Source organism: Sphingomonas sp. LHG3406-1 (genome assembly GCF_029637485.1).
Lineage (GTDB): Bacteria > Pseudomonadota > Alphaproteobacteria > Sphingomonadales > Sphingomonadaceae > Sphingomicrobium.
The window spans coordinates 1,347,206-1,364,958 of record NZ_CP069128.1 but is presented as its reverse complement, the minus strand read 5'-3'; the positions used below and the strand labels follow the sequence as shown (position 1 = coordinate 1,364,958).

Here is a 17,753-nt window from a genome sequence, read left to right as displayed (position 1 = left end):
CTTAACCATTTTCCTTCGGAGCGAGGCCTTTCCATGCGCGTTGGGTAGGCGCATGAACCTTTTCGTAACCATAGACCGAGAGCTGGCAGGACCCACGTTGAGCGCCCCGTTTCGCTTCCCGAAATTCTTCGTGACCTCGCCGGCACCTTGTCCGTACCTTCCGGGCAAGATCGAGCGGAAGGTCTTCACCGAACTGTCGGGCGTCCATGCGGGCGAACTGAACGAGGCGCTCGGCCGCATCGGTTTCCGCCGCTCCCAGTCGGTGGCCTATCGCCCCAGCTGCGTCGACTGCCAGGCCTGCGTGTCGGTCCGCGTCGCTGCGCACGAGTTCGAGCCCTCGGCCACGCAGCGCAAGCTCATCCGCCGCTATGCGGACCTCGAAGTCACCGCCTGCAAGCCGTGGACGACGGAGGAGCAGTTCGAGCTGCTCCGACGCTATCTGTCCGTCCGTCATCCGGGCGGCGGCATGGCCGAGATGGACGAGAACGACTTTGCGGACATGGTGGAGCAGACACCTGTCCGCACCTATGTGGTCGAATATCGTGAGCCTTCGGTCAACGGTCGCCCGGGCCGCCTGGTCGGCGCCTGCCTCAGCGATCAGCAGAGTGACGGGCTCAGCATGATCTACAGCTTCTACGATCCGACGCTGGCCGACCGTAAGGGCCTCGGCACCTTCATCATCCTCGACCATATCCTCCGCGCGGCGCGGGCCGGTCTGCCCTACGTCTACCTCGGCTATTGGGTCGATGGGTCCGAGCGCATGGCCTACAAGGCCAAGTTCCGCCCGATCGAACGCCTCGGCCGCGACGGCTGGCGGCGGTTTGAGCCCGGGCCCGTCACCCCTAGCGGCAAGGTCCTCGAGCCGGGATTGCGGAAAGTCTGACGGCGCTTCAGCGCCACTCCTCGAACAGGCGCTGCACCGAGCCGCCGTTGCGTGCCAGAGCCGCTTCGACCTTCCTGCGCCCGGTCCAGTAGAGCAAGGCAGGATGCTGCTGCCCGGTCCGGAGCAGTTCCTGCGCTTTGGCATCGGTCAGGCTACTGCTGCCTGCGACATGATCGGCATAGCCCTCGACCAGCTCGCGCGGGAAGCGGACGGCTGCAAATTGACCGAAGTGGGCGCGAACTGCGCCGTGCGTGAATTCGTGCACGAGCACGTCGGTAAGGCGGCGCGTGCCGGCAGTGGTGATGAGGTCGCGTGCCGGATCGGCGCGGTTGAGTATCACCGTTTCGCTGACCGGACGGGAGATGGCGAAGCTGTCGCCAACGTTGATCGCAAGCCACCGCCAGCGCCAGCCGCCCTCCGTCAGGAAGATTGGCTGATCGAGCGTCCTTGCGCGGCCGAGCGGGCTCTGCAGCATTCGCGCGTCGGCTTCGGCGATACGGCCGGCGAGGTCAGGGCCGATCGGCTGCTCCGAATAGACCTGATGGCTGGCGACGATCGCATGGTGCGGGAAGACGAGCAGCTGCGGTGCGATCAGCGGCGAGCCGAGCAGCAGCAGCCCCCCAGCGAGGAAGGAGCGGTTGATCCAGCGGCGACGCCGGCCACGCTCCTTCACCGGGGCGCCCACCTGCGCGCTCAGGCGACGGCGGCTTCCGGCACCTCGACCGAGTCGCTGTCGCGCAGCACGTAGCCGCGGCCCCAGACGGTCTCGATGTAATTGTCGCCGCCACAGGCCAGGCTGAGCTTCTTGCGCAGCTTGCAGATGAAGACGTCGATGATCTTGAGTTCGGGCTCGTCCATGCCGCCGTAGAGATGATTGAGGAACATCTCCTTGGTGAGGGTGGTGCCCTTGCGGAGCGACAGGAGCTCCAGCATCGCATATTCCTTGCCGGTCAGGTGCACGCGGGCACCGTCCACCTCGACCGTCTTCGCGTCGAGGTTCACCGCCAGCTTGCCGGTGCGAATGACCGACTGGCTGTGACCCTTGGAACGGCGGACGATGGCGTGGATGCGGGCGACCAGCTCGTCGCGGTGGAAGGGCTTGGTGACATAGTCGTCGGCGCCGAAGCCCAATGCGCGGACCTTCGAGTCCATCTCGCCGATGCCGGACAGGATGAGGACCGGAGTCGCGACCTTGGCGGTGCGCAGCTTCTTCAGCACGTCATAGCCGTGCATGTCGGGAAGGTTCAGGTCGAGCAGGATGATGTCGTAATCGTACAGCTTGCCGAGATCGAGGCCTTCTTCCCCAAGGTCGGTCGTGTAGACGTTGAACCCCTCGGTCCCGAGCATCAGCTCGATCGACTTGGCGGTGGTCGGCTCATCCTCGATCAGCAGAACGCGCATCGTTCAAATCCCCCTCGCAGGGCCAGCCGACGTAACGCCGGCTTAACCGCCCTGAAGCGTGCATTAACCATTCGCCGTGTCGCCTGAAAAGGTTAACATGGTCTAAATGGCTGGATTCCAGTGGAATCGTTGCGTGGGTGCATCAGTTATCCACAAGTGCTGTCGCGCGGAAAAAAGAAATCCGCCTCGGATTTCACTTCGTCCACTTCGCAGGACGTCAGTTTCGCCTTCCCAAGAGCGCTGAATCGTGGGCGCGACAGGAGATGGAAGGCGCGTCCATCTGTCGAACAGGGCATGCGAAATCCTACGCGGCAACGGGGATGCGGGCAGGGCGGCGATGCTCTAGGGAGCAAGCCATGTTGCTCGCCGACCACGTGATATTCATCGATGCCGAAGCCATGGTGCTGGACAAGCCGGCCGGGCTTCCGGTCGACACGCCCAAGCGCGGCGGCGACAGCCTCGAGCAAAGGCTGGACGAGCTGAGGTTCGGCTTCAAGCGGCCGCCGACGCCGATGCACCGGCTCGACCAGGACACGTCGGGCTGCCTGCTGCTGGCGCGGCACCCGGCGGCACGGGCGAAGTATCAGCAGGCGTTCGAATCCGGTTCGGTGCAGAAAGTCTATCTGGCGGTCGTCGCCGGCGTGCCGGAAGCGGAAGAGGGCCTGATCGACCTGCCGCTGGGCAAGAAGAGCTCGGCCGAGGCGGGCTGGCGAATGGTCGGCGATGCCGCGGGAAAGCCGGCGCGGACGGCGTGGCGGCGGCTGGCGGTCCGGGACGGGCGCAGCCTGGTCGAGTTCCGGCCGCTGACCGGGCGGACCCACCAGATCCGCGTCCATGCCCGCGAGGGGCTGGGGCACGGCATCCTTGGCGACCGCGTCTATGGCGTGCCGGGCGGGCCGATGCTGCTCCACGCGAGCCGGCTGGTGGTGCCGCGCGGGGGCAAGCCGCCGATCGACGTGACCGCGCCGCTGCCAAGGCACTGGGGAGAGTGGGCGGCGCTGCTCGGCACCGAGGTTCCCGCCGTGTCGGAGAGTTCCGGCGAAGGTGGCGCTCCGGCGCCCGAGGTCCCGGTCTCCGCCGGAACGACGCAAGATGATGAAGCCTGAAGACGTCCATCTGCCCGAGGAGGCGCTGAGCGAGACCTTCCTCGCCTCGACCGGTCCAGGCGGGCAGAATGTCAACAAGGTCGCGACCGCCTGCCAGCTGCGCTGCGACGTCTATGCGCTCGGCCTGCCGCTCCATGCCTATGAGAAACTGAAACTCCTGGGGGGATCGAAGCTGACCCAGGGCGGCGAACTGATCATCACCGCCCGCACTCACCGCAGCCAGGAAGCCAATCGCGAGGAAGCGCGGCGACGCCTGCGCGAGCTGATCGCCGAGGCGCACCAGCGCGACGCCAGGCGGCGCCCGACCAAACCGAGCCGCGCGGCCAAGGCGAAGAGGGTCGATGCGAAGAAGGGGCGCGGTGCAGTCAAGGCTATGCGGGGACGGGTATCTCTGGACTGACAAGCCGCTCGGTCCGAGTACGACCGGTTGCGGCATGCTGGCGCGTCCGCCTTGCGCCCAGATCGGTCGGTCGGGGCTGGGAAGCGCTCACCCGTAGACGGACGTTCAGTCAGCTAACTGGCTTATGCCTTCTTTCGACCCATTGCGAAGATATGCTCAGCGGCAATCCCCGCTTGCAAGGCGATGAGCAGCAAGGCAGCGATGACAATCCGATGAGGCACAAACGGGAGCTGTGATCAGCAATCACCAAGCCCCGATGCGCGGACAATCGGGCCTCGCGTTCTCATGGCTCAAGCAGGAAGTCGGCCACGATCGCTGGATAGTCGCCTTCAACTAAGTCAACAGCGGCGATCAAGGTCGGCAATGCAGCGTCAGCAACTTGGCCCCGGACGAGGGCGGTCCATTGGGTGGGAAAATATCGGACCAGCATTCCAAGCGCATAGGCGAGGCTGAAGGTGGTCGCGATTTTTGAAAGGCGCGCGCCGCTCGGAAGCGGGGCCGTAATCCAGATGTCGCCGATTCCGAACACAGCCCGATCAATACGATCCGTCAGGCCGGGCAGAGCGGCCGTGTCGTTCGGACCCGCAAAGAAGAATCCATGCTCGTTCTCTTCCTTGAAAATGAACGGAGTTTCAGCGAAAATGCGGTCGGCTAACGCCCGGTCCACATGCGGCTGACCATTACGCATGATCTGCACCGTCGCTGTCGTTTTCATTTCATCGATTTGGAAAACTGCCGGGGCGCAATTCGAGTCTGCCTTCCAGCGTCGATAGTGATCCTGAAGGGACGGCAGCCGGCTCAGGAGAGCATCCAAGGTGAAGGACGCGTTCGCAGGCAAGTCAGGTGCAACAGGCCGGAAATTGATGGCAGAAGTCGTGTGTCTGAGCAGAGATTTGTGGCTCGTCGCGCCGATCAAGTCGATTAGCGACCCGCCTAACGTGGCGCTAACTTCAAGCGCTCCAAAATCCGGCGGTTCCTTGCTTAGCGTCGCACCCCAATTCTTATTAGCGAGGCCGTGACTAGGCGTCAGTGTAGCCTCCCGCTTGCCTCTGCTAAGCAGGAGTGTGAGACCTCGCGAGAGACTCACCGCTCCATAGTACAAAAGCAGGGGCTTTACGGTCACTTCCGCGTCACGTGCAGATCGGAAATAGGATCGTGCGTGGCTAAAAGGCGCGGCAATCTCCCTCGCGTGGATTGTACTTGGGGTCAAACCGTGGCGCTTCTTGTAGTCGCGCTTCACAAGCTCGAACGATTCGTAATTCGCTATGACTTCCCATTCGCTCAGCGCCATATCGCTTCCCTATGAAGCCGATTGCCTGAGTCAACGCACGGTCGAATTCGGCAGAGCGGAATTTCGGCACTGAGCTGAACGAATGGCCACTTCAGCCGGTGTGATTCGAGAAAGCCGCCCGTCCGCTCCCGGCCACTTGCGGGCGTTTAGGTGGTTGAGGACGACCTTCGCTCTCTTCCCGTTGCGAACATGCGCCGAGGGCAGCATGACTGCGGTTATGACGGTTGATGGTGCAATCAGTGGCGGCGTGGTGCATGACCTGCCTGGCGACCTGGAGGCGGCCTTGCTGGCCGCGCCTGGAGCGCTGTCGACGTGGGCCGACATCACGCCGCTCGCCCGCAACGAGTGGATCTGCTGGGTGACGAGCCCGAAGAAGGCGGAGACGCGGGTTAAGCGGATTGCGTGGGGGATCGAGAGCCTTAGCGAGGGCAAGCGGCGGCCCTGCTGCTGGCCGGGTTGCAAGCACCGCTAGCGAAGTCGAGCGTTGGTGAGCCATGAGGGCTCCTCCGAGGCGTGATCCGCTACTGAAATTCGGGCTGCTGGCCGTGCTGGTGGCCTTCGTTGCGGGAGTGGTGGCGATCCTCGACATGCGGGGCGACCTGCTTCGGTGGGAGGATGCACGGCGGCCACCGCCGAGAGCGCTGCAGATCGACTTCATGCCCCTTCCGGCGAGCGAGGGGCCATTCCTCACCGTCACCGAAGCACCGCCGCAGCGGGCGCGAGCAGAGCGGGGAGCGCTCGACGCGGGAACCCGGCTCTTGCCCAAGACGGCACCTGCGGTCGCGCCGGAGCTTGGCCGACGGCTGCGGATGGTGGCGCGGCTGGCTCCGCCTGGACCGCCCGACCCGGACGAGCGGCTGATGGTGTTCGATGCGGAGGAGCGGCCAATGGTCGCAGGACGGGTGATCCTGCGCGATGGCTGCCTTCGGATTGCAGGCGGCGAAGAACCGCTGGTGGTGGTTCCGGCCGGAACCCGGCTGGTGCGCGACGAAGCGGGTCATGTGCTGATGGTGATGGTCCAGAACGGGCGGACCAATGCGCGGGTCGGGGAAGCGGCCCGCTGGAGCGGCGGCGGGTCGGCGCGGGTGCCGAAGGCAGCGGCGGAGCGGATGCGGCAGGCGTGCGGGCCGGGGCGGATCGCCTTGCCGGGCTTCGTGCAGAGCGAGAGCCTGGTGCGGCTGCAGAGCGACCTGGTTGCCGCCGAGAATTTCGATGAGATGTACGGGCTCGGCCTTGCAGAGTCTCTGCGGCGGGTGACGCGCTGCAGGGAGCGGACCAGCAAGCCCTCCAGCGTCGGCAATCCGTGCGGATCGACGCCGCCCCCGCCGGTCGCGGACCAGAGCGCCTGTCCGGCCGGAACGCTGCTGCGCGGCGGCCTGTGCCGCACGGCCCGGGGCTATGTGCGGCCGGTGCCCGACCTTTAGGATTTCAGGCCAGCGCCGCGCGTGCCTCGCGGAAGGTGACGAGGCGGCGGGTCTGTTCGTCCCAGAGGGCAAGGCGAACGGTGCGGAAGCTTTCGCGCAGGGTGAGGCGGCTGATCCGGGCGAGCACGGGGACGTCGCGCATCGCTTCGGGCAGGCGGTAGAAGGGGATCCGGCTGGCGAGGTGGTGGATGTGGTGCATGCCGATGTTCGCGCTGAACCAGCGGATCACGCCGGGCAGGACGTAATAGCTGCTGCCGTGGAGCGCGGCATCGTGGAAGGACCAGTCGACCTTGCGGTCCCAATGGGCATTTTCGAACTGGTGCTGGACGTAGAAGAACCACACCCCGAGCGAGGCGGCGACGAGGGTGGTCGGAAGGAAGATCATCAGGAAGATCTTCACGCCCATCGCCCAGATCAGCAGGCCGGCGAAGAGGGCGATACCGGCGTTGGTGCCGAGCGTGCTCGCCCACGGGCTCCAGCCGCTGCGCATGGCGCCGATCGGCAGCCGGTGGCGGAGCAGGAAGAGGTAGGCGGGGCCGACTCCGAACAGGACAACGGGGTGGCGGTAGATGCGGTAGCGAAGCCGGCCAAAGCGGCCGAGCGCGCGATATTCGGCGACGGTCAGCGTGTCGATGTCGCCGACGCCGCGCTGGTCGAGGTTGCCGGTGCTGGCATGATGGGTGGCGTGGGAGCGGCGCCAATAGTCATAGGGCGTGAGGGTCAAGACGCCGAGCATCCGGCCGAGCCAGTCGTTCACCGCCTGGCGCTTGAAGAAGGCGCCGTGGCCGCAGTCGTGCTGGATCAGGAACAGGCGGAGGAGGAAGCCTCCGGCCGGGATCGTCAGCAGCAGGCCGAGCCAGATGCCGTTGCTGAGCAGCGCCCAGGTCGCGGCCCACAGGATGACGAAGGGCAGGGCGGTGACGGCAAGCTCGAACCAGCTGCGAGCGGTCTTCGGCTCGCGATAGGACGACACCTCCCTGAGCAGGGAGCGGGCGTCGATGTCCGATGGTCGGGGAAAGGGAGCGTGCAAGAAACCATGTCCTTGCCGCGCGAGTGAACCGGCGCGGCTTGCGGTGGATGTCAAACGCATGAGCGCGCTGGCGGCCCTTGCGGTTCCGGATGTTACGCCAGTCTTAACTTCTTAAAGGGACTAGGGAATCCGGGCTTCCGCCAATCACCGGGCGGCCGACGTCGCCCTGGCCGACGGTGCGGCCGGCCATCTCCAGCATGCGCTCGAGGGGCACGCGGGCCTTGTCCATCAGGTCGGGCGACAGCTCGATGCGGGGCTCAAGGTCGCGCAAGGCGACGTAGAGCTTCTCGAGCGTGTTGAGCGCCATGTAGGGGCACATGTTGCAGTTGCAGTTGCCGTCGCCGCCGGGGACTCCGATGAAGGTCTTGCCCGGCGCGGCCTTCTCCATCTGGTGGATGATGTGCGGCTCGGTCGCGACGAGGATGACCTCGGCCGGCGAGGCGATGGCGAAATCGAGGATGCTGCGGGTCGAGCCGACATGGTCGCTGTGATCGATAATGTGCGGCGGGCATTCGGGGTGCGCGGCGACGGGGGCGCCCGGATATTGCGCCTTGAGCTTCAGCAGCTCGGTCTCGCTGAAAGCCTGGTGGACGATGCAGATGCCCGGCCACAGCAGCATGTCGCGGCCGGTCTTGCGCGCCAGATAGCCGCCGAGGTGGCGGTCGGGGCCGAAGATGATCTTCTGCTCCTTGGGAATCTGGCTGAGGATCACGTCGGCGCTCGACGAGGTGACGATGATGTCGCTGAGCGCCTTCACCGCCGCCGAGCAGTTGATGTAGGTCAGCGCGATATGGTCCGGGTGGGCGGCGCGGAAGGCGGCGAACTGGTCGGGCGGGCAGCTGTCCTCGAGGCTGCAGCCGGCGTCCATGTCGGGCAGGATGACCGTCTTCTCGGGGCTGAGGATCTTCGCGGTCTCGGCCATGAAGCGGACGCCGCAGAAGGCGATGACGTCGGCATCGGTGGCCGCGGCCTTGCGGCTGAGATCGAGGCTGTCGCCGACGAAATCCGCCAGGTCCTGGATCTCGGGCTTCTGATAATAATGCGCGAGGATGACGGCATTCCGTTCCTCCTTGAGGCGCTGGATCTCGGCGAGAAGGTCGGTGCCTTGCGGCGGGCGGACAGGTGCGGTCATGGAACTGAGATAGGCTTAGCGCTGCCGATCCGCCAGCACCTGTTCGATGCTTCGGCTGACGTCCCAGCGTTCGCCGTCATCGGTGCCGCTGGCGGGCGTCACCACGCGGACGGAAACGGGGCCAAGGCCGGCGGCTTCGAGGGGGGTGCGGGCGAGGTCGGCGACGAGGCGTTCGGCATTGGCCTGGGCCTTGGCGACATTGGCGGGTTCGGCGGCGATGCTGGCGGCCTCGGCAGTGGCGAGGGAAGAGGCGCGTCGCTGGAGGTTGGTCGAGGCGCCGCGGGTGACGAAGAGGCCCTGCGTGCCCGAGACCGCGCGGCGGCTCTCGTCGATGTTGGGCGCGTCGGGCTGCACGACAGGCACGCGGATGACGAGCGTACGCCGCTCCTTGTCCCAGGCATAGTCGTCGGCGCCGAGCTGCTTCAGGTCGAGCGTATAGCCGACGCTGTAGGGGATGGTCGCCTTCTGGGCCGACCGGAGGATGGGAAGCGCGCCGGGATCGACACTGGTGACGTCGAGCGTGCCCTCGATCTCACCGACCTTGAGCGCGGCCTTGTTCGAGAAGGTGGCGGAAAGGACGCGGACGATGCCCTGCGCCTGCGCCAGCTCCTCCTCGCGGCGGCGGTCCTCCGCGCGCGCCATCATCCACCAGCCGATCGCACCGGCGACCAGCAAGGCGATGAGCAGCAATGGCCAATGTCGCTTCAAGCCCTCTCCCATACCCCTCCAACGCGGATGACCTCTCCGCGCTCCGCAAGCGTGATGAGATGGGCCAGCGCGGTCGCCTCGGCCGCCGGGATGAGGCGGGCGTCGAGAGCGGGATAGGCGCGGCGGCTGAGGTCGGCGGTGTCGGCGGGGGCCTCTTCGATCAGGCGGAGCAGCTGGCGTTCGCGCTGCAACCGGTGGGTGAGGAGGCCGCGGAGCAGGCGCTGCGGATCCTCGACCGGCTCGCCATGAGCGGGATGATAGATGGTCTCGGACCGCTGCTGGAGCTTGGCGAGGCTGGCCATGTAGGCGCCCATATGACCGTCGGGCGGGATGACGACGGTGGTCGACCAGCCCATCACATGGTCGCCGCTGAACAGGCGCTCTCCCCATGCGAAGCAGAGGTGGTTGCTGGTGTGGCCCGGGGTGTGGATGGCGTCGATGGCTGCGCCGCCCGCCTCGATCGTCTCGCCATCGGCAAGGACCCGGTCGGGCGCATAATCCGCATCGAAGCCCGCTTCCTGGTCGCCGGGGATGACGAGCGGCGCGCAGCCCCAGACGGGCGCCCCGATGCGGGCCGAAAGCGGGGCTGCGGCCGGGCTGTGATCGCGGTGGGTGTGGGTGACGAGGATGGCATCGACCGGCCGACCGGCGATGGCGGCTTCCAGCGCGTCGAGATGCTCGGGAATAGCCGGACCAGGGTCGAGTACGGCCAACCGGTCGGTGCCGATCAGATGCACCCAGGTGCCCTCCCCGGTGAAGGGCGAGGGATTGGGCGCGAGCAGCCGGGCGAGGCCGGGCGCGAGTGGTTCAACGAGGCCGGGCCGATGGGTCACGGCACCAGCTGAAAGCAGAGGAGCGCCGGTCCGGCAACTCCCCTGCTGGTCGATTGCGACGCTTACTTGTTGGCTTTGAGGCGGGCGATCTCGGCATTCAGCGAGGCGACGACCTTGTCGCGGACGTCAGCCGGCAGCTCCTTGTTCTCCGCGACGCGCTTCGAGGCGCGCTCGAGACCCTCGATGGCGGCGGCCGGGTTGCCCTTGCCCTTGGTGCAGAGGCGGATGTGGGTCTTGACCGCCTTGCCGTCCTTCTCGCCTTCGGCTTCGGTCGAGAACTTCTCGCCGTCGCAGTCGGCGACCATGGCCAGGCCGCGATCACCGTCGAGGCGGTGGATGCGGAATTCGCGCTTCTCGGCGGTGCCCGGACCGTCCTTGCCGTCGCGCATGATGACGATGTTGCGACGCTCGCCGCGCTCGGGAACGCGGATGGTGCGCGCGCTGCCGTTGGCGCTGTCGACGATCACGATCTCGCGCACGACCCGCGTCTCGGGGGCGGGCGGTGCCGGCGGGGCAGGCGGGGCAACAGGCGCGGCTTGGGCGGCGGCCATCAGGAGCATGGTGGTGAGCATGATTATCCCCCCTCAGGAAAAACGAATTTGCGTCGCGATGATCGATCGGTGCCGTCCGGGGGATAAACGGCGGATGAACGGCCGCTTCAGGCTTCGACCAACGTCATTCCGGCGGCGGCGGACGGCTGACCGAGCGCGCTCCTTCGACGGGCGAGCGCCGCAGGGACGATGGTGCCGAACAGCTGATCCATGCTGTGGGCCCAGCTATATTCGCCGCTGACATGGGCGCGGCCGCGCTCGCCGATGGCGCGATAGTCGCCCTTGAGGACCTGGAGGATGTTGGCCGCCATCGCGTGCGAGTCCGCGATCGGCCCGAGCAGGCCCATGCCGGGCAGCACGCGCTCGGGCATGGCGCCGCCGTCCACCCCGACGACCGGCAGGCCGGATGCCTGCGCCTCGATGACCGATACGCCGAACGTCTCGTTGGGCATGGCGGAAACGTAGAGGTCGGCGCTCGCGAGCCAGCGGGCGAGGGTGGGACGGTCGGTGACGAAGCCGGGCGTGATGATGCGCGGATCGCGGAGCGCCTCAAACTGCTCTTTCTGTGGGCCCTGGCCGAGCAGGACCAGCCGGGCACCGAGCGCTTCCGGCAGGGAACGGAAGGCCTCGACGATGATGTCGGGGCGCTTCTCGATGTCCATCCGGCCGACATAGATGAGCAGAGGCTGATCGTCGGTGAGGCCGAGCGAGCGGCGAAGCTCGGGATCGCGGCGGTCGGGTCCGAAGGCCTCGAGCTCGACTCCGAGCGGCAGGATACGCACGTCCTCGACGCCGAGGGAGCGCAGAAGCCGCCCGCCGCCCGCTTCGGACAAGGCGTAGACCATGTCGAACTTGCGATAGAGGCGGCCGCAATAATCGTAGCAGAGTCGGCCGGCGGCTTCGGCCAGGGCGGACGGCATCACCTTGCCGAAGGGCCGGGCGACATAGACGGTCGGAAAGTCCGTCATGTAGCCGGCGATGAGCGCTGAGTCCGGATGGCTCTCCCGATGCCGGAGCGCGGCCCAGGGAAGATTGTAGGCGTCCTGGCACTCGATCACGTCGGGGCGGAAGCTGGCCAGCGCCTTGCGCACCGCCTTGTTGCGGACAAGCAGCCGGTAGTTGGGACTGAACGGGACTTGCGGGCTCTTCAGCCAGACGGTGATGGCCCGACCGCCCTCGCTCTCCTCGATCGCATCATGCGGACCGGGGAGGATCATCAGATGCTTGTGCGGCGTCTGGGCGATGATGTGCGCGCGCTTGGCACGGAGATAGGTACCGACCCCGCCGCCGACCGAGGACCAGCTTTGCGTGAGGTCGCACAGCAAAAGCGCCTTGTCAGGCGCGAGAGGCGGACGAGCAAAGTTCATCAAGCGCGCCAATGCACCGACGCGCGCAAAGTGCCGTATCCGAACGATTCGTTGCCGGAATGTGTCGGAAGCTTTGACAATTCCGCGACGTCCACGATCAGCCTCTCAGAAGAAAACAGCGGAAATCCGCTAATTAGCACGAACTGGCACACCGACTGCTTCTTGTATGGCGTCCACTTTGGTTCCACGCCAAACAGAGGGGGCGGCAAGACGGTTTCTGGTCCCGTCTCGCCGCCCCCTTCTTGTTTCCGTGGGACCAAATTGTGGCAGTCTCAGGCGTTCGCCTCGACCAGCGCCTTGAGTTCGCCGCTTTCGAACATCTCCATCATGATGTCCGAACCGCCGACGAACTCGCCCTTCACGTAGAGCTGGGGGATGGTCGGCCAGTCGCTATATTCCTTGATGCCCTGGCGGATTTCCGGATCCTGGAGGACGTCGACGGTCTCATATTGCGCGCCGAGATGATCAAGGATGGCAATCGCGCGGCTGGAGAAGCCGCATTGCGGGAAGAGGGCGGTCCCCTTCATGAACAGGACCACCTCGTTGTTCTTCACCAGTTCGTCGATACGCGCGTTGGCGTCGCTCATGTCAGTTACTCCTGTGGCGGCGCGGTGGTCAGCTGGAGGGCGTGCAGTTCGCCGCCCATCCGACCCCCAAGCGCCTTGTAGACCAGTTGGTGCTGGCGGACCTTGGGCAGGCCGGCGAAGGCGCTGCTGACCACGGTCGCGGCATAATGATCGCCGTCGCCGCGCAGATCGCGAATTTCGATCCGTGCGTCCGGCAGGGCGGCGCGGATCAGCGCCTCGATGTCCGCGGCAGCCATTGGCATGGCGTCAGCCCTGCGCTTCCATCAGTTGGCGGCGGGCCTCGACCGTCTTGTCGGACAGCGCCTGGCGGATGGCGGCCTCGTCGATCTCCTGGCCGGCGGCGGTGAGGTCGCCGAGCAGCTTGCGGATCACGTCCTCGTCACCGGCTTCCTCGAAGTCGGCGCGGACCACGTCCTTGGCATAGGCCTCGGCCTCGACCGCCGACAGCTTCATCAGCCCGGCCGCCCAGTGGCCGAGCAGCTTGTTGCGCCGAGCGATGACCCGGAACTTCATCTCCTCGTCATGGGCGAACTTGGTCTCGAAGGCCCGCTCGCGATCGTCGAAGGTGGTCATGGACGCTCCCGCCTGAAGATTATGGGTGGGAGATAGGCGCGGGCAGGGCGAGTGGCAATGCGGGGGAAGCAGCGCGGGGCCGGCGGGCGCGACGAAGAGGGAAACAAGGCGCGTCGGGATAACTCCGGCGCTTCTGGTCAGGCGCCGGCACCGTGCCGGGTGCATGAGCCAGGTGGGCAATGGGGTGCCCGGTGGTGGGACGGGTTGTCGCCCATGCCGTTCGCTTGCCAGCGGCGAGACAGAGGCGCATGAATGGTCGCTCCAAGCATTGCACCAGGGGGGCGGCAATGACCATGGGTCCAGAGCTTTCACGCATCGGCGAGGCCGAGCGCATCCCGTCGCTCGACGTGGTCCGCGGCTTCGCCATCCTCTTCATCCTGCTGATGAACATCCCGTGGATGGGAAGCTACGGCTTCATCCTGTTCGATCCCCGCTACCCAAGCTGGACCCCGGCCGACTATTGGACGACCCTGTTCGTCAACAGCGTGCTGGAAGGCACCCAGCGCGGCCTGCTGGAACTGCTGTTCGGCGCCGGCATCATGATCATGGCGCGCAGGGCGATGACCCCGGACGGCCCGGTCGGGGTCGCCGACCTCCATTATCGCCGCAACCTGTGGCTGATCGTCTTCGGGCTCGCCAATGCGCTGGTGCTGATGTGGATGGGCGACATCCTGCTGGTCTACGGGATCGCCGCCATCTTCCTTTTCCCGTTCCGGCGCATGGGTCCGAAGGGGCAGTGCGCGATGGCGGCGCTGTTCCTCGGCGTACTGCTGCTGATCTCCGTCGCGGAGCATCGCGAGGCCGTGGCCGAGCGGGCGAAGGTCGAACGGATGGCGGCAAGGGAGAAGGCCGGCGCACCGCTCAGGGCGGAGGAGAAGAAGCAGGTCGAGGAGATGAAGGCGCGCGACCTTCGCCGATCGCAGCTTCCGGGCACCAATTCCGAGCAGAGGGCGAAGATCGACACGGCCGACAAGGAGCGGAGCGGCGGCTTCATCGCCTACTGGAAGGCCCAGCGCGATGGCTGGGTGTTCATCATGTTGAACTTCTTCTGGTTCATCGAGGCCGAGATCATCGCGACGATGCTGATCGGGATGGCGCTCTACCAGTGGGGCGTGATCCAGGGACGGGCGCGGCGGCAGACCTATGTGCTGCTGCTGGTCGCCGGCTACGGCATCGGGCTGACCTTGCGTAGCGGGCTGTGGCTCGACCGGCTGAGCTTCCAGCCCGGGCTGATCAGCTGGGAGCGGCAGTTCGAGGACATCGCCCGGCTGGGCGTCACTCTCGGGCATCTCGCCCTGCTGCACCTCGCTTTGCAATCAGGCGTCGGACGAAGGCTGCTGGCGCCCTTCGCCGCGGTCGGCAAGATCCCGCTGACCGTCTATCTCTTCACCAGCCTGCTGATGATGTGGCTGGTGTTCGCGCCCTGGGGCCTGGGCCTGTTCGGCAGGTTCGGCATGGCACAGCTGATGCTCCTCGCCCTGGCGGTGATCGCGGTCGAGCTGGTTGCCGCCAACCTGTGGGTGATGCGCTTCGCCAATGGACCGGCCGAATGGCTGTGGAAGAGCCTAGCCTACGAGAAGCGCGAGCCTTTCCTCCGCCCCCGCGTGCCAGTGGTGGCCGCGCCGGCGGAGTAGGGCTTCAGAGCTCGACCACCAGCTTGCCGATGACCTGCCGGGCGGCCATGGCGGCGATGGCGTCGCCGGCGCGCTCTAGCGGGTAGGTGGCGCTGACCCTTGGCGCGATCTTGCCGGCGTCCCACAGGGCGAACAGCTCCTCGACATGGGCCTGGTTGGCCCTTGGATCGCGCGCCGCGAAGGCGCCCCAGAAGACGCCGCGGACGTCGCAGCTCTTGAGCAGGGTCAAGTTGAGCGGGAGCCTGGGGATGCCGGCGGGGAAGCCGACCACGAGGTAGCGGCCTTCCCAGGCAATGGCGCGCAGGGCGGGCTCGCAATAGTCGCCGCCGACCGGATCGTAGATGACGTCGGCGCCGGCGGGGCTGACCGCGGCCTTGAACTGTTCGGCGAGGGCCTTGCTGGCGTCCTTGTCGAAGGGGCCGCGCGGGTAGACGAGGGTAATGTCCGCGCCGGCCTCGCGGGCGGCGGTGGCCTTTTCCTCGCTGGAGACGGCGGCGATGACGCGGGCGCCGCGTGCCTTGCCGAGCTCGACCGCAGCAAGGCCGACGCCGCCGGCCGCGCCCAGCACCAGCAGGGTCTCGCCGTCCTTGAGCTGGCCGCGGTCCCACAAAGCATGGATGGAGGTGGCATAGGTGAGGAGCAAAGCCGCGCCCTCGGTGAAGCTGCGGCTGGCGGGAAGTCGAAAGGCGCTCTTGGCAGGGATAACGATCTTTTCGACCAGGCCGCCGAAGCCGGGGACGGCGATGAGGCGATCGCCGGGCGCCCAGCCTTCGACACCTTCCCCGACGCTCAGCACCTCGCCAGCGATCTCGCCGCCGGGGGCGAAGGGACGGGGCGGGCGCATCTGATACTTGTCCTCGATGATGAGAACGTCGGGATAGTTGATGGCCGCGGCATGGACGCGCACGAGCAGTTCGCCGGCGGACGGCGTGGGATCGTGCAGCTCGGCGAGCTGGAGGGTGTCGGGGCCGCCGGGAGCGGTGCTGAGCAGGGCTTTCATGACGATCCTTTTAGCCTGGGGGACGGCCCGGTCCAGCTACTTGCCGGTCAGCGCTGGCGGCGGCGGAAGTCTTGGACGACCTCGGCGGCGGTCATGCCGTCGAAGGTGGTTCGGCGGAGCCCCTCGTGATCGGAATGGGCGTAGCGCCGCGCAGGAACTCCGGCGAGGGCGCGGTCGTAGTCGAGCCGGTCGGCGATCGGCAGATCGTCCCGTGCCAGGCTGGAGGTCTCCTCGAACTGCTTTTCTGACGAACCATCGATGACGGTCGGCCCGCGGGGAGCGCAGGCCGAGGCAAGGGCGAGCGCCAGCACGGCGCCGAGGAGCGGCCTAACGGCGAGGTGCGGCAAGGGTCGCAACCCATCGTTCGAGGGCGGGCGTGTCGTCGATGTCGCCGGCAAAGCGGAAGCGCGGAATGGCAGGCTGATTCGAGCCTCGCTTCCGGCCGCGATAGACCTTCATCGGAACGCTGATGCTGGCCAGGCCGGACGGCAGGGTCCGGTCGCGAACGTCCATGTAGAGCGTGTCGGCGCTGGTCGCGCGCCCGATCTGAATGGCCCCGAGGCTGGTCCACAGGTCGATGGCGTCGAGACATGCCGAGGCACAGGAAGCGTCCGTGAGGACGAAGACCGGGCGGGGCAGTGCGGCGGCGGGCGCGGCTGCCGGGACTGCTGCCGGCGCCGGCGTGGCCGAGACATCGAGGTCGACATGGCGCCACAGGGGCTGCTTGCGCGCGACCGCCATGCCGAGTCCGCCAATGACCGAGCGAAACCAATTGTCGGCCTCGGGGGAGAAGCCCTCCGCGCTGCGCCGGTCGGCATAGGCGGTGGCGATGCTGACGAGATTGTCGGGCGAGGCGCGCCAGTCGACCTGCACGTCATCCGCTTTCACGGCGGCGAGGGCTGCGCTTCCCCACAGGGCGTCGGCGATCTGGCGCCCCCAGTCGGACGAGCCGCCTCCGTTTCCGCGGAGGTCGAGGACGATCGCGGGCGCGGCGAGGAGCGCTGCCCGGTCCGACCGGAGCCTGGCGATCAGCGGCGGCAGCGCCTTGGCCGCTGCCGAGCCGCTCTCGCCATTGAACGACGGGGCCGCGATCCACTGCAGGCCATTGCTGGCCGTGCGAATGCCGAAGGACCGGCTAAAACTGCCGCGCATTTGGCCCAGCAGGTCGCCGACCCGCGCGGGTTCCAGAGGCTGCCAATTGAGCGCAACCTTCCGGTTCCTGCCGCCGACGGCGAAGGTACAGCTGCGGGCGAGTGGAACGAGCTTGCTGCCTTCGTCGATGAACAGCAGGCTGCCCCAGCGCTGGCGCTGCGCTTCCAGCGCCCAGCGCCCCCACATGGTGCCGAGCGTCGCCTCGGCGTAGCGATCTGCGCTCATCCCGTCGCACTCGACGAGCTCGGCGCCCTTGGGGACCGGCTGGGCCGGCTCCGCAGTACCGACCACGACCCGGCCACGTCCGTCGTAGCGGGTCGCAAAGCCGGGCCAGCGGACCTCGTTCGGCGTATCGCCGAGCGCGCCGAAACCGAGATGTCCGTCGTCGAAGGCGGACACGTAGATCCGAAGCGGGAAATAATAGTCCGCGTAGGTCCGGGCGGTCTTCGCGCGCTCGAGCGCGATCGCCAACTGACGATCATTGATGGCGGCAAAGGTCGGATCGAGGCTGTTGACCGGCCCGGGATGATTGGCGGCGATATCGTCGTGCAGCGCCTGCGCGTCGCGGGCGAGGGCGGCGCCCCAGTCGCGCTCGGCAGGCGGGTCGGCAAGGGCAGGAACAGAAAGAAGCGCGGCCGACGCCGCCAGAAGCTTCGCCTTGCTTGCCATCCTTGCCCCCCC

At 66.9% G+C, this 17,753-nt stretch carries 21 protein-coding genes; 6 read left to right on the top strand and 15 right to left on the bottom strand.

Features of this window, described 5'->3' with window-relative positions; all coding sequences use genetic code 11:
- Positions 1 to 97: 97 nt before the first annotated feature.
- Positions 98 to 883: an arginyltransferase gene (locus tag JOY29_RS06750; RefSeq protein ID WP_300975408.1), complete on the top strand. Its 786-nt coding sequence runs from the start codon at positions 98 to 100 to the stop codon at positions 881 to 883.
- Between the two features lie 7 nt (positions 884 to 890).
- On the opposite strand, the gene JOY29_RS06745 is transcribed toward JOY29_RS06750, so the two are convergent.
- Positions 891 to 1,556: a hypothetical protein gene (locus JOY29_RS06745; RefSeq protein WP_300975407.1), complete on the bottom strand. Its 666-nt coding sequence runs from the start codon at positions 1,554 to 1,556 to the stop codon at positions 891 to 893.
- A gap of 20 nt (positions 1,557 to 1,576) precedes the next feature.
- Positions 1,577 to 2,284 carry a response regulator transcription factor CtrA gene (ctrA, locus tag JOY29_RS06740; RefSeq protein WP_300975406.1) on the bottom strand — a complete coding sequence of 236 codons (708 nt, stop codon included), beginning with the start codon at positions 2,282 to 2,284 and terminating at the stop codon, positions 1,577 to 1,579.
- Between the two features lie 356 nt (positions 2,285 to 2,640).
- Between ctrA and JOY29_RS06735 the strand changes: the two genes are divergently transcribed.
- Both JOY29_RS06735 and arfB read left to right on the top strand, forming a co-directional pair.
- Complete coding sequence (locus tag JOY29_RS06735) at positions 2,641 to 3,390, top strand: RluA family pseudouridine synthase (RefSeq protein ID WP_300975405.1); 750 nt, start codon at positions 2,641 to 2,643, stop codon at positions 3,388 to 3,390.
- Positions 3,377 to 3,790, top strand: a complete 414-nt coding sequence (gene arfB / locus JOY29_RS06730; RefSeq protein ID WP_300975404.1) for an alternative ribosome rescue aminoacyl-tRNA hydrolase ArfB — start codon at positions 3,377 to 3,379, stop codon at positions 3,788 to 3,790. Before JOY29_RS06735 ends, arfB begins: the two co-directional genes overlap by 14 nt.
- Positions 3,791 to 4,073: 283 nt before the next feature.
- Here the strand turns inward: arfB and JOY29_RS06725 are convergent, their stop codons facing one another.
- Positions 4,074 to 4,604: a hypothetical protein gene (locus JOY29_RS06725; RefSeq protein WP_300975403.1), complete on the bottom strand. Its 531-nt coding sequence runs from the start codon at positions 4,602 to 4,604 to the stop codon at positions 4,074 to 4,076.
- Between the two features lie 682 nt (positions 4,605 to 5,286).
- Here JOY29_RS06725 and JOY29_RS06720 point away from each other — a divergent pair.
- Entirely contained in the window at positions 5,287 to 5,553 is a 267-nt protein-coding gene (locus tag JOY29_RS06720) for a YdeI/OmpD-associated family protein (RefSeq protein WP_300975402.1), read from the top strand.
- A gap of 22 nt (positions 5,554 to 5,575) precedes the next feature.
- Entirely contained in the window at positions 5,576 to 6,505 is a 930-nt protein-coding gene (locus JOY29_RS06715) for a hypothetical protein (protein WP_300975401.1), read from the top strand.
- Between the two features lie 4 nt (positions 6,506 to 6,509).
- Here JOY29_RS06715 and JOY29_RS06710 read toward each other — a convergent pair whose 3' ends face one another.
- From JOY29_RS06710 to JOY29_RS06670, 9 genes are all read right to left on the bottom strand, one after another.
- The gene (locus tag JOY29_RS06710; RefSeq protein ID WP_300975400.1) at positions 6,510 to 7,535 is read right to left on the bottom strand and encodes a fatty acid desaturase; all 1,026 of its coding nucleotides are present in this window, start codon (positions 7,533 to 7,535) and stop codon (positions 6,510 to 6,512) included.
- A gap of 103 nt (positions 7,536 to 7,638) precedes the next feature.
- The gene (gene nadA, locus JOY29_RS06705; RefSeq protein WP_300975399.1) at positions 7,639 to 8,667 is read right to left on the bottom strand and encodes a quinolinate synthase NadA; all 1,029 of its coding nucleotides are present in this window, start codon (positions 8,665 to 8,667) and stop codon (positions 7,639 to 7,641) included.
- A gap of 15 nt (positions 8,668 to 8,682) precedes the next feature.
- Positions 8,683 to 9,375 carry a hypothetical protein gene (locus JOY29_RS06700; protein ID WP_300975398.1) on the bottom strand — a complete coding sequence of 231 codons (693 nt, stop codon included), beginning with the start codon at positions 9,373 to 9,375 and terminating at the stop codon, positions 8,683 to 8,685.
- On the bottom strand, positions 9,372 to 10,208 hold the full coding sequence (locus JOY29_RS06695) for an MBL fold metallo-hydrolase (RefSeq protein ID WP_300975397.1): 837 nt from the start codon (positions 10,206 to 10,208) through the stop codon (positions 9,372 to 9,374). The genes JOY29_RS06700 and JOY29_RS06695 overlap by 4 nt, the downstream gene beginning before the upstream one ends.
- A gap of 62 nt (positions 10,209 to 10,270) precedes the next feature.
- Positions 10,271 to 10,780 (bottom strand): hypothetical protein, encoded by a 510-nt coding sequence (locus tag JOY29_RS06690; RefSeq protein WP_300975396.1) that lies wholly within the window; start codon positions 10,778 to 10,780, stop codon positions 10,271 to 10,273.
- Between the two features lie 86 nt (positions 10,781 to 10,866).
- Positions 10,867 to 12,126, bottom strand: coding sequence for a glycosyltransferase (locus JOY29_RS06685; RefSeq protein ID WP_300975395.1), 1,260 nt, complete (start codon positions 12,124 to 12,126; stop codon positions 10,867 to 10,869).
- 272 nt (positions 12,127 to 12,398) lie between these two features.
- Positions 12,399 to 12,713, bottom strand: a complete 315-nt coding sequence (gene grxD, locus JOY29_RS06680) for a Grx4 family monothiol glutaredoxin (RefSeq protein ID WP_300975394.1) — start codon at positions 12,711 to 12,713, stop codon at positions 12,399 to 12,401.
- Positions 12,714 to 12,718: 5 nt separating this feature from the next.
- Entirely contained in the window at positions 12,719 to 12,955 is a 237-nt protein-coding gene (locus JOY29_RS06675) for a BolA family protein (protein WP_300975393.1), read from the bottom strand.
- Positions 12,956 to 12,959: 4 nt separating this feature from the next.
- The gene (locus JOY29_RS06670) at positions 12,960 to 13,286 is read right to left on the bottom strand and encodes a DUF1476 domain-containing protein (protein WP_300975392.1); all 327 of its coding nucleotides are present in this window, start codon (positions 13,284 to 13,286) and stop codon (positions 12,960 to 12,962) included.
- A gap of 287 nt (positions 13,287 to 13,573) precedes the next feature.
- Here JOY29_RS06670 and JOY29_RS06665 point away from each other — a divergent pair, with 287 nt between their 5' ends.
- Positions 13,574 to 14,920: a DUF418 domain-containing protein gene (locus JOY29_RS06665; protein WP_300975391.1), complete on the top strand. Its 1,347-nt coding sequence runs from the start codon at positions 13,574 to 13,576 to the stop codon at positions 14,918 to 14,920.
- A gap of 4 nt (positions 14,921 to 14,924) precedes the next feature.
- Here JOY29_RS06665 and JOY29_RS06660 read toward each other — a convergent pair whose 3' ends face one another.
- From JOY29_RS06660 to JOY29_RS06650, 3 genes are read right to left on the bottom strand one after another with little or no spacing between them, the layout of a single operon-like run.
- Entirely contained in the window at positions 14,925 to 15,920 is a 996-nt protein-coding gene (locus JOY29_RS06660) for an NADPH:quinone oxidoreductase family protein (protein ID WP_300975390.1), read from the bottom strand.
- Between the two features lie 47 nt (positions 15,921 to 15,967).
- Positions 15,968 to 16,231: a hypothetical protein gene (locus tag JOY29_RS06655; RefSeq protein WP_300975389.1), complete on the bottom strand. Its 264-nt coding sequence runs from the start codon at positions 16,229 to 16,231 to the stop codon at positions 15,968 to 15,970.
- Between the two features lie 16 nt (positions 16,232 to 16,247).
- Entirely contained in the window at positions 16,248 to 17,741 is a 1,494-nt protein-coding gene (locus JOY29_RS06650; RefSeq protein WP_300975388.1) for a S41 family peptidase, read from the bottom strand.
- Positions 17,742 to 17,753: the final 12 nt, after the last annotated feature.

Excerpts from the sequence above, each read along its gene's own strand:
- ctrA (WP_300975406.1), bottom strand. The coding sequence starts at position 2,284 with ATGCGCGTTCTGCTGATCGAGGATGAGCCGACCACCGCCAAGTCGATC.
- JOY29_RS06660 (WP_300975390.1), bottom strand. The coding sequence starts at position 15,920 with ATGAAAGCCCTGCTCAGCACCGCTCCCGGCGGCCCCGACACCCTCCAG.
- JOY29_RS06665 (WP_300975391.1), top strand. The coding sequence starts at position 13,574 with ATGACCATGGGTCCAGAGCTTTCACGCATCGGCGAGGCCGAGCGCATC.
- nadA (WP_300975399.1), bottom strand. The coding sequence starts at position 8,667 with ATGACCGCACCTGTCCGCCCGCCGCAAGGCACCGACCTTCTCGCCGAG.
- JOY29_RS06650 (WP_300975388.1), bottom strand. The coding sequence starts at position 17,741 with ATGGCAAGCAAGGCGAAGCTTCTGGCGGCGTCGGCCGCGCTTCTTTCT.
- JOY29_RS06690 (WP_300975396.1), bottom strand. The coding sequence starts at position 10,780 with ATGCTCACCACCATGCTCCTGATGGCCGCCGCCCAAGCCGCGCCTGTT.
- grxD (WP_300975394.1), bottom strand. The coding sequence starts at position 12,713 with ATGAGCGACGCCAACGCGCGTATCGACGAACTGGTGAAGAACAACGAG.
- arfB (WP_300975404.1), top strand. The coding sequence starts at position 3,377 with ATGATGAAGCCTGAAGACGTCCATCTGCCCGAGGAGGCGCTGAGCGAG.
- JOY29_RS06735 (WP_300975405.1), top strand. The coding sequence starts at position 2,641 with ATGTTGCTCGCCGACCACGTGATATTCATCGATGCCGAAGCCATGGTG.
- JOY29_RS06675 (WP_300975393.1), bottom strand. The coding sequence starts at position 12,955 with ATGCCAATGGCTGCCGCGGACATCGAGGCGCTGATCCGCGCCGCCCTG.
- JOY29_RS06720 (WP_300975402.1), top strand. The coding sequence starts at position 5,287 with ATGACTGCGGTTATGACGGTTGATGGTGCAATCAGTGGCGGCGTGGTG.
- JOY29_RS06715 (WP_300975401.1), top strand. The coding sequence starts at position 5,576 with ATGAGGGCTCCTCCGAGGCGTGATCCGCTACTGAAATTCGGGCTGCTG.
- JOY29_RS06670 (WP_300975392.1), bottom strand. The coding sequence starts at position 13,286 with ATGACCACCTTCGACGATCGCGAGCGGGCCTTCGAGACCAAGTTCGCC.
- JOY29_RS06685 (WP_300975395.1), bottom strand. The coding sequence starts at position 12,126 with ATGAACTTTGCTCGTCCGCCTCTCGCGCCTGACAAGGCGCTTTTGCTG.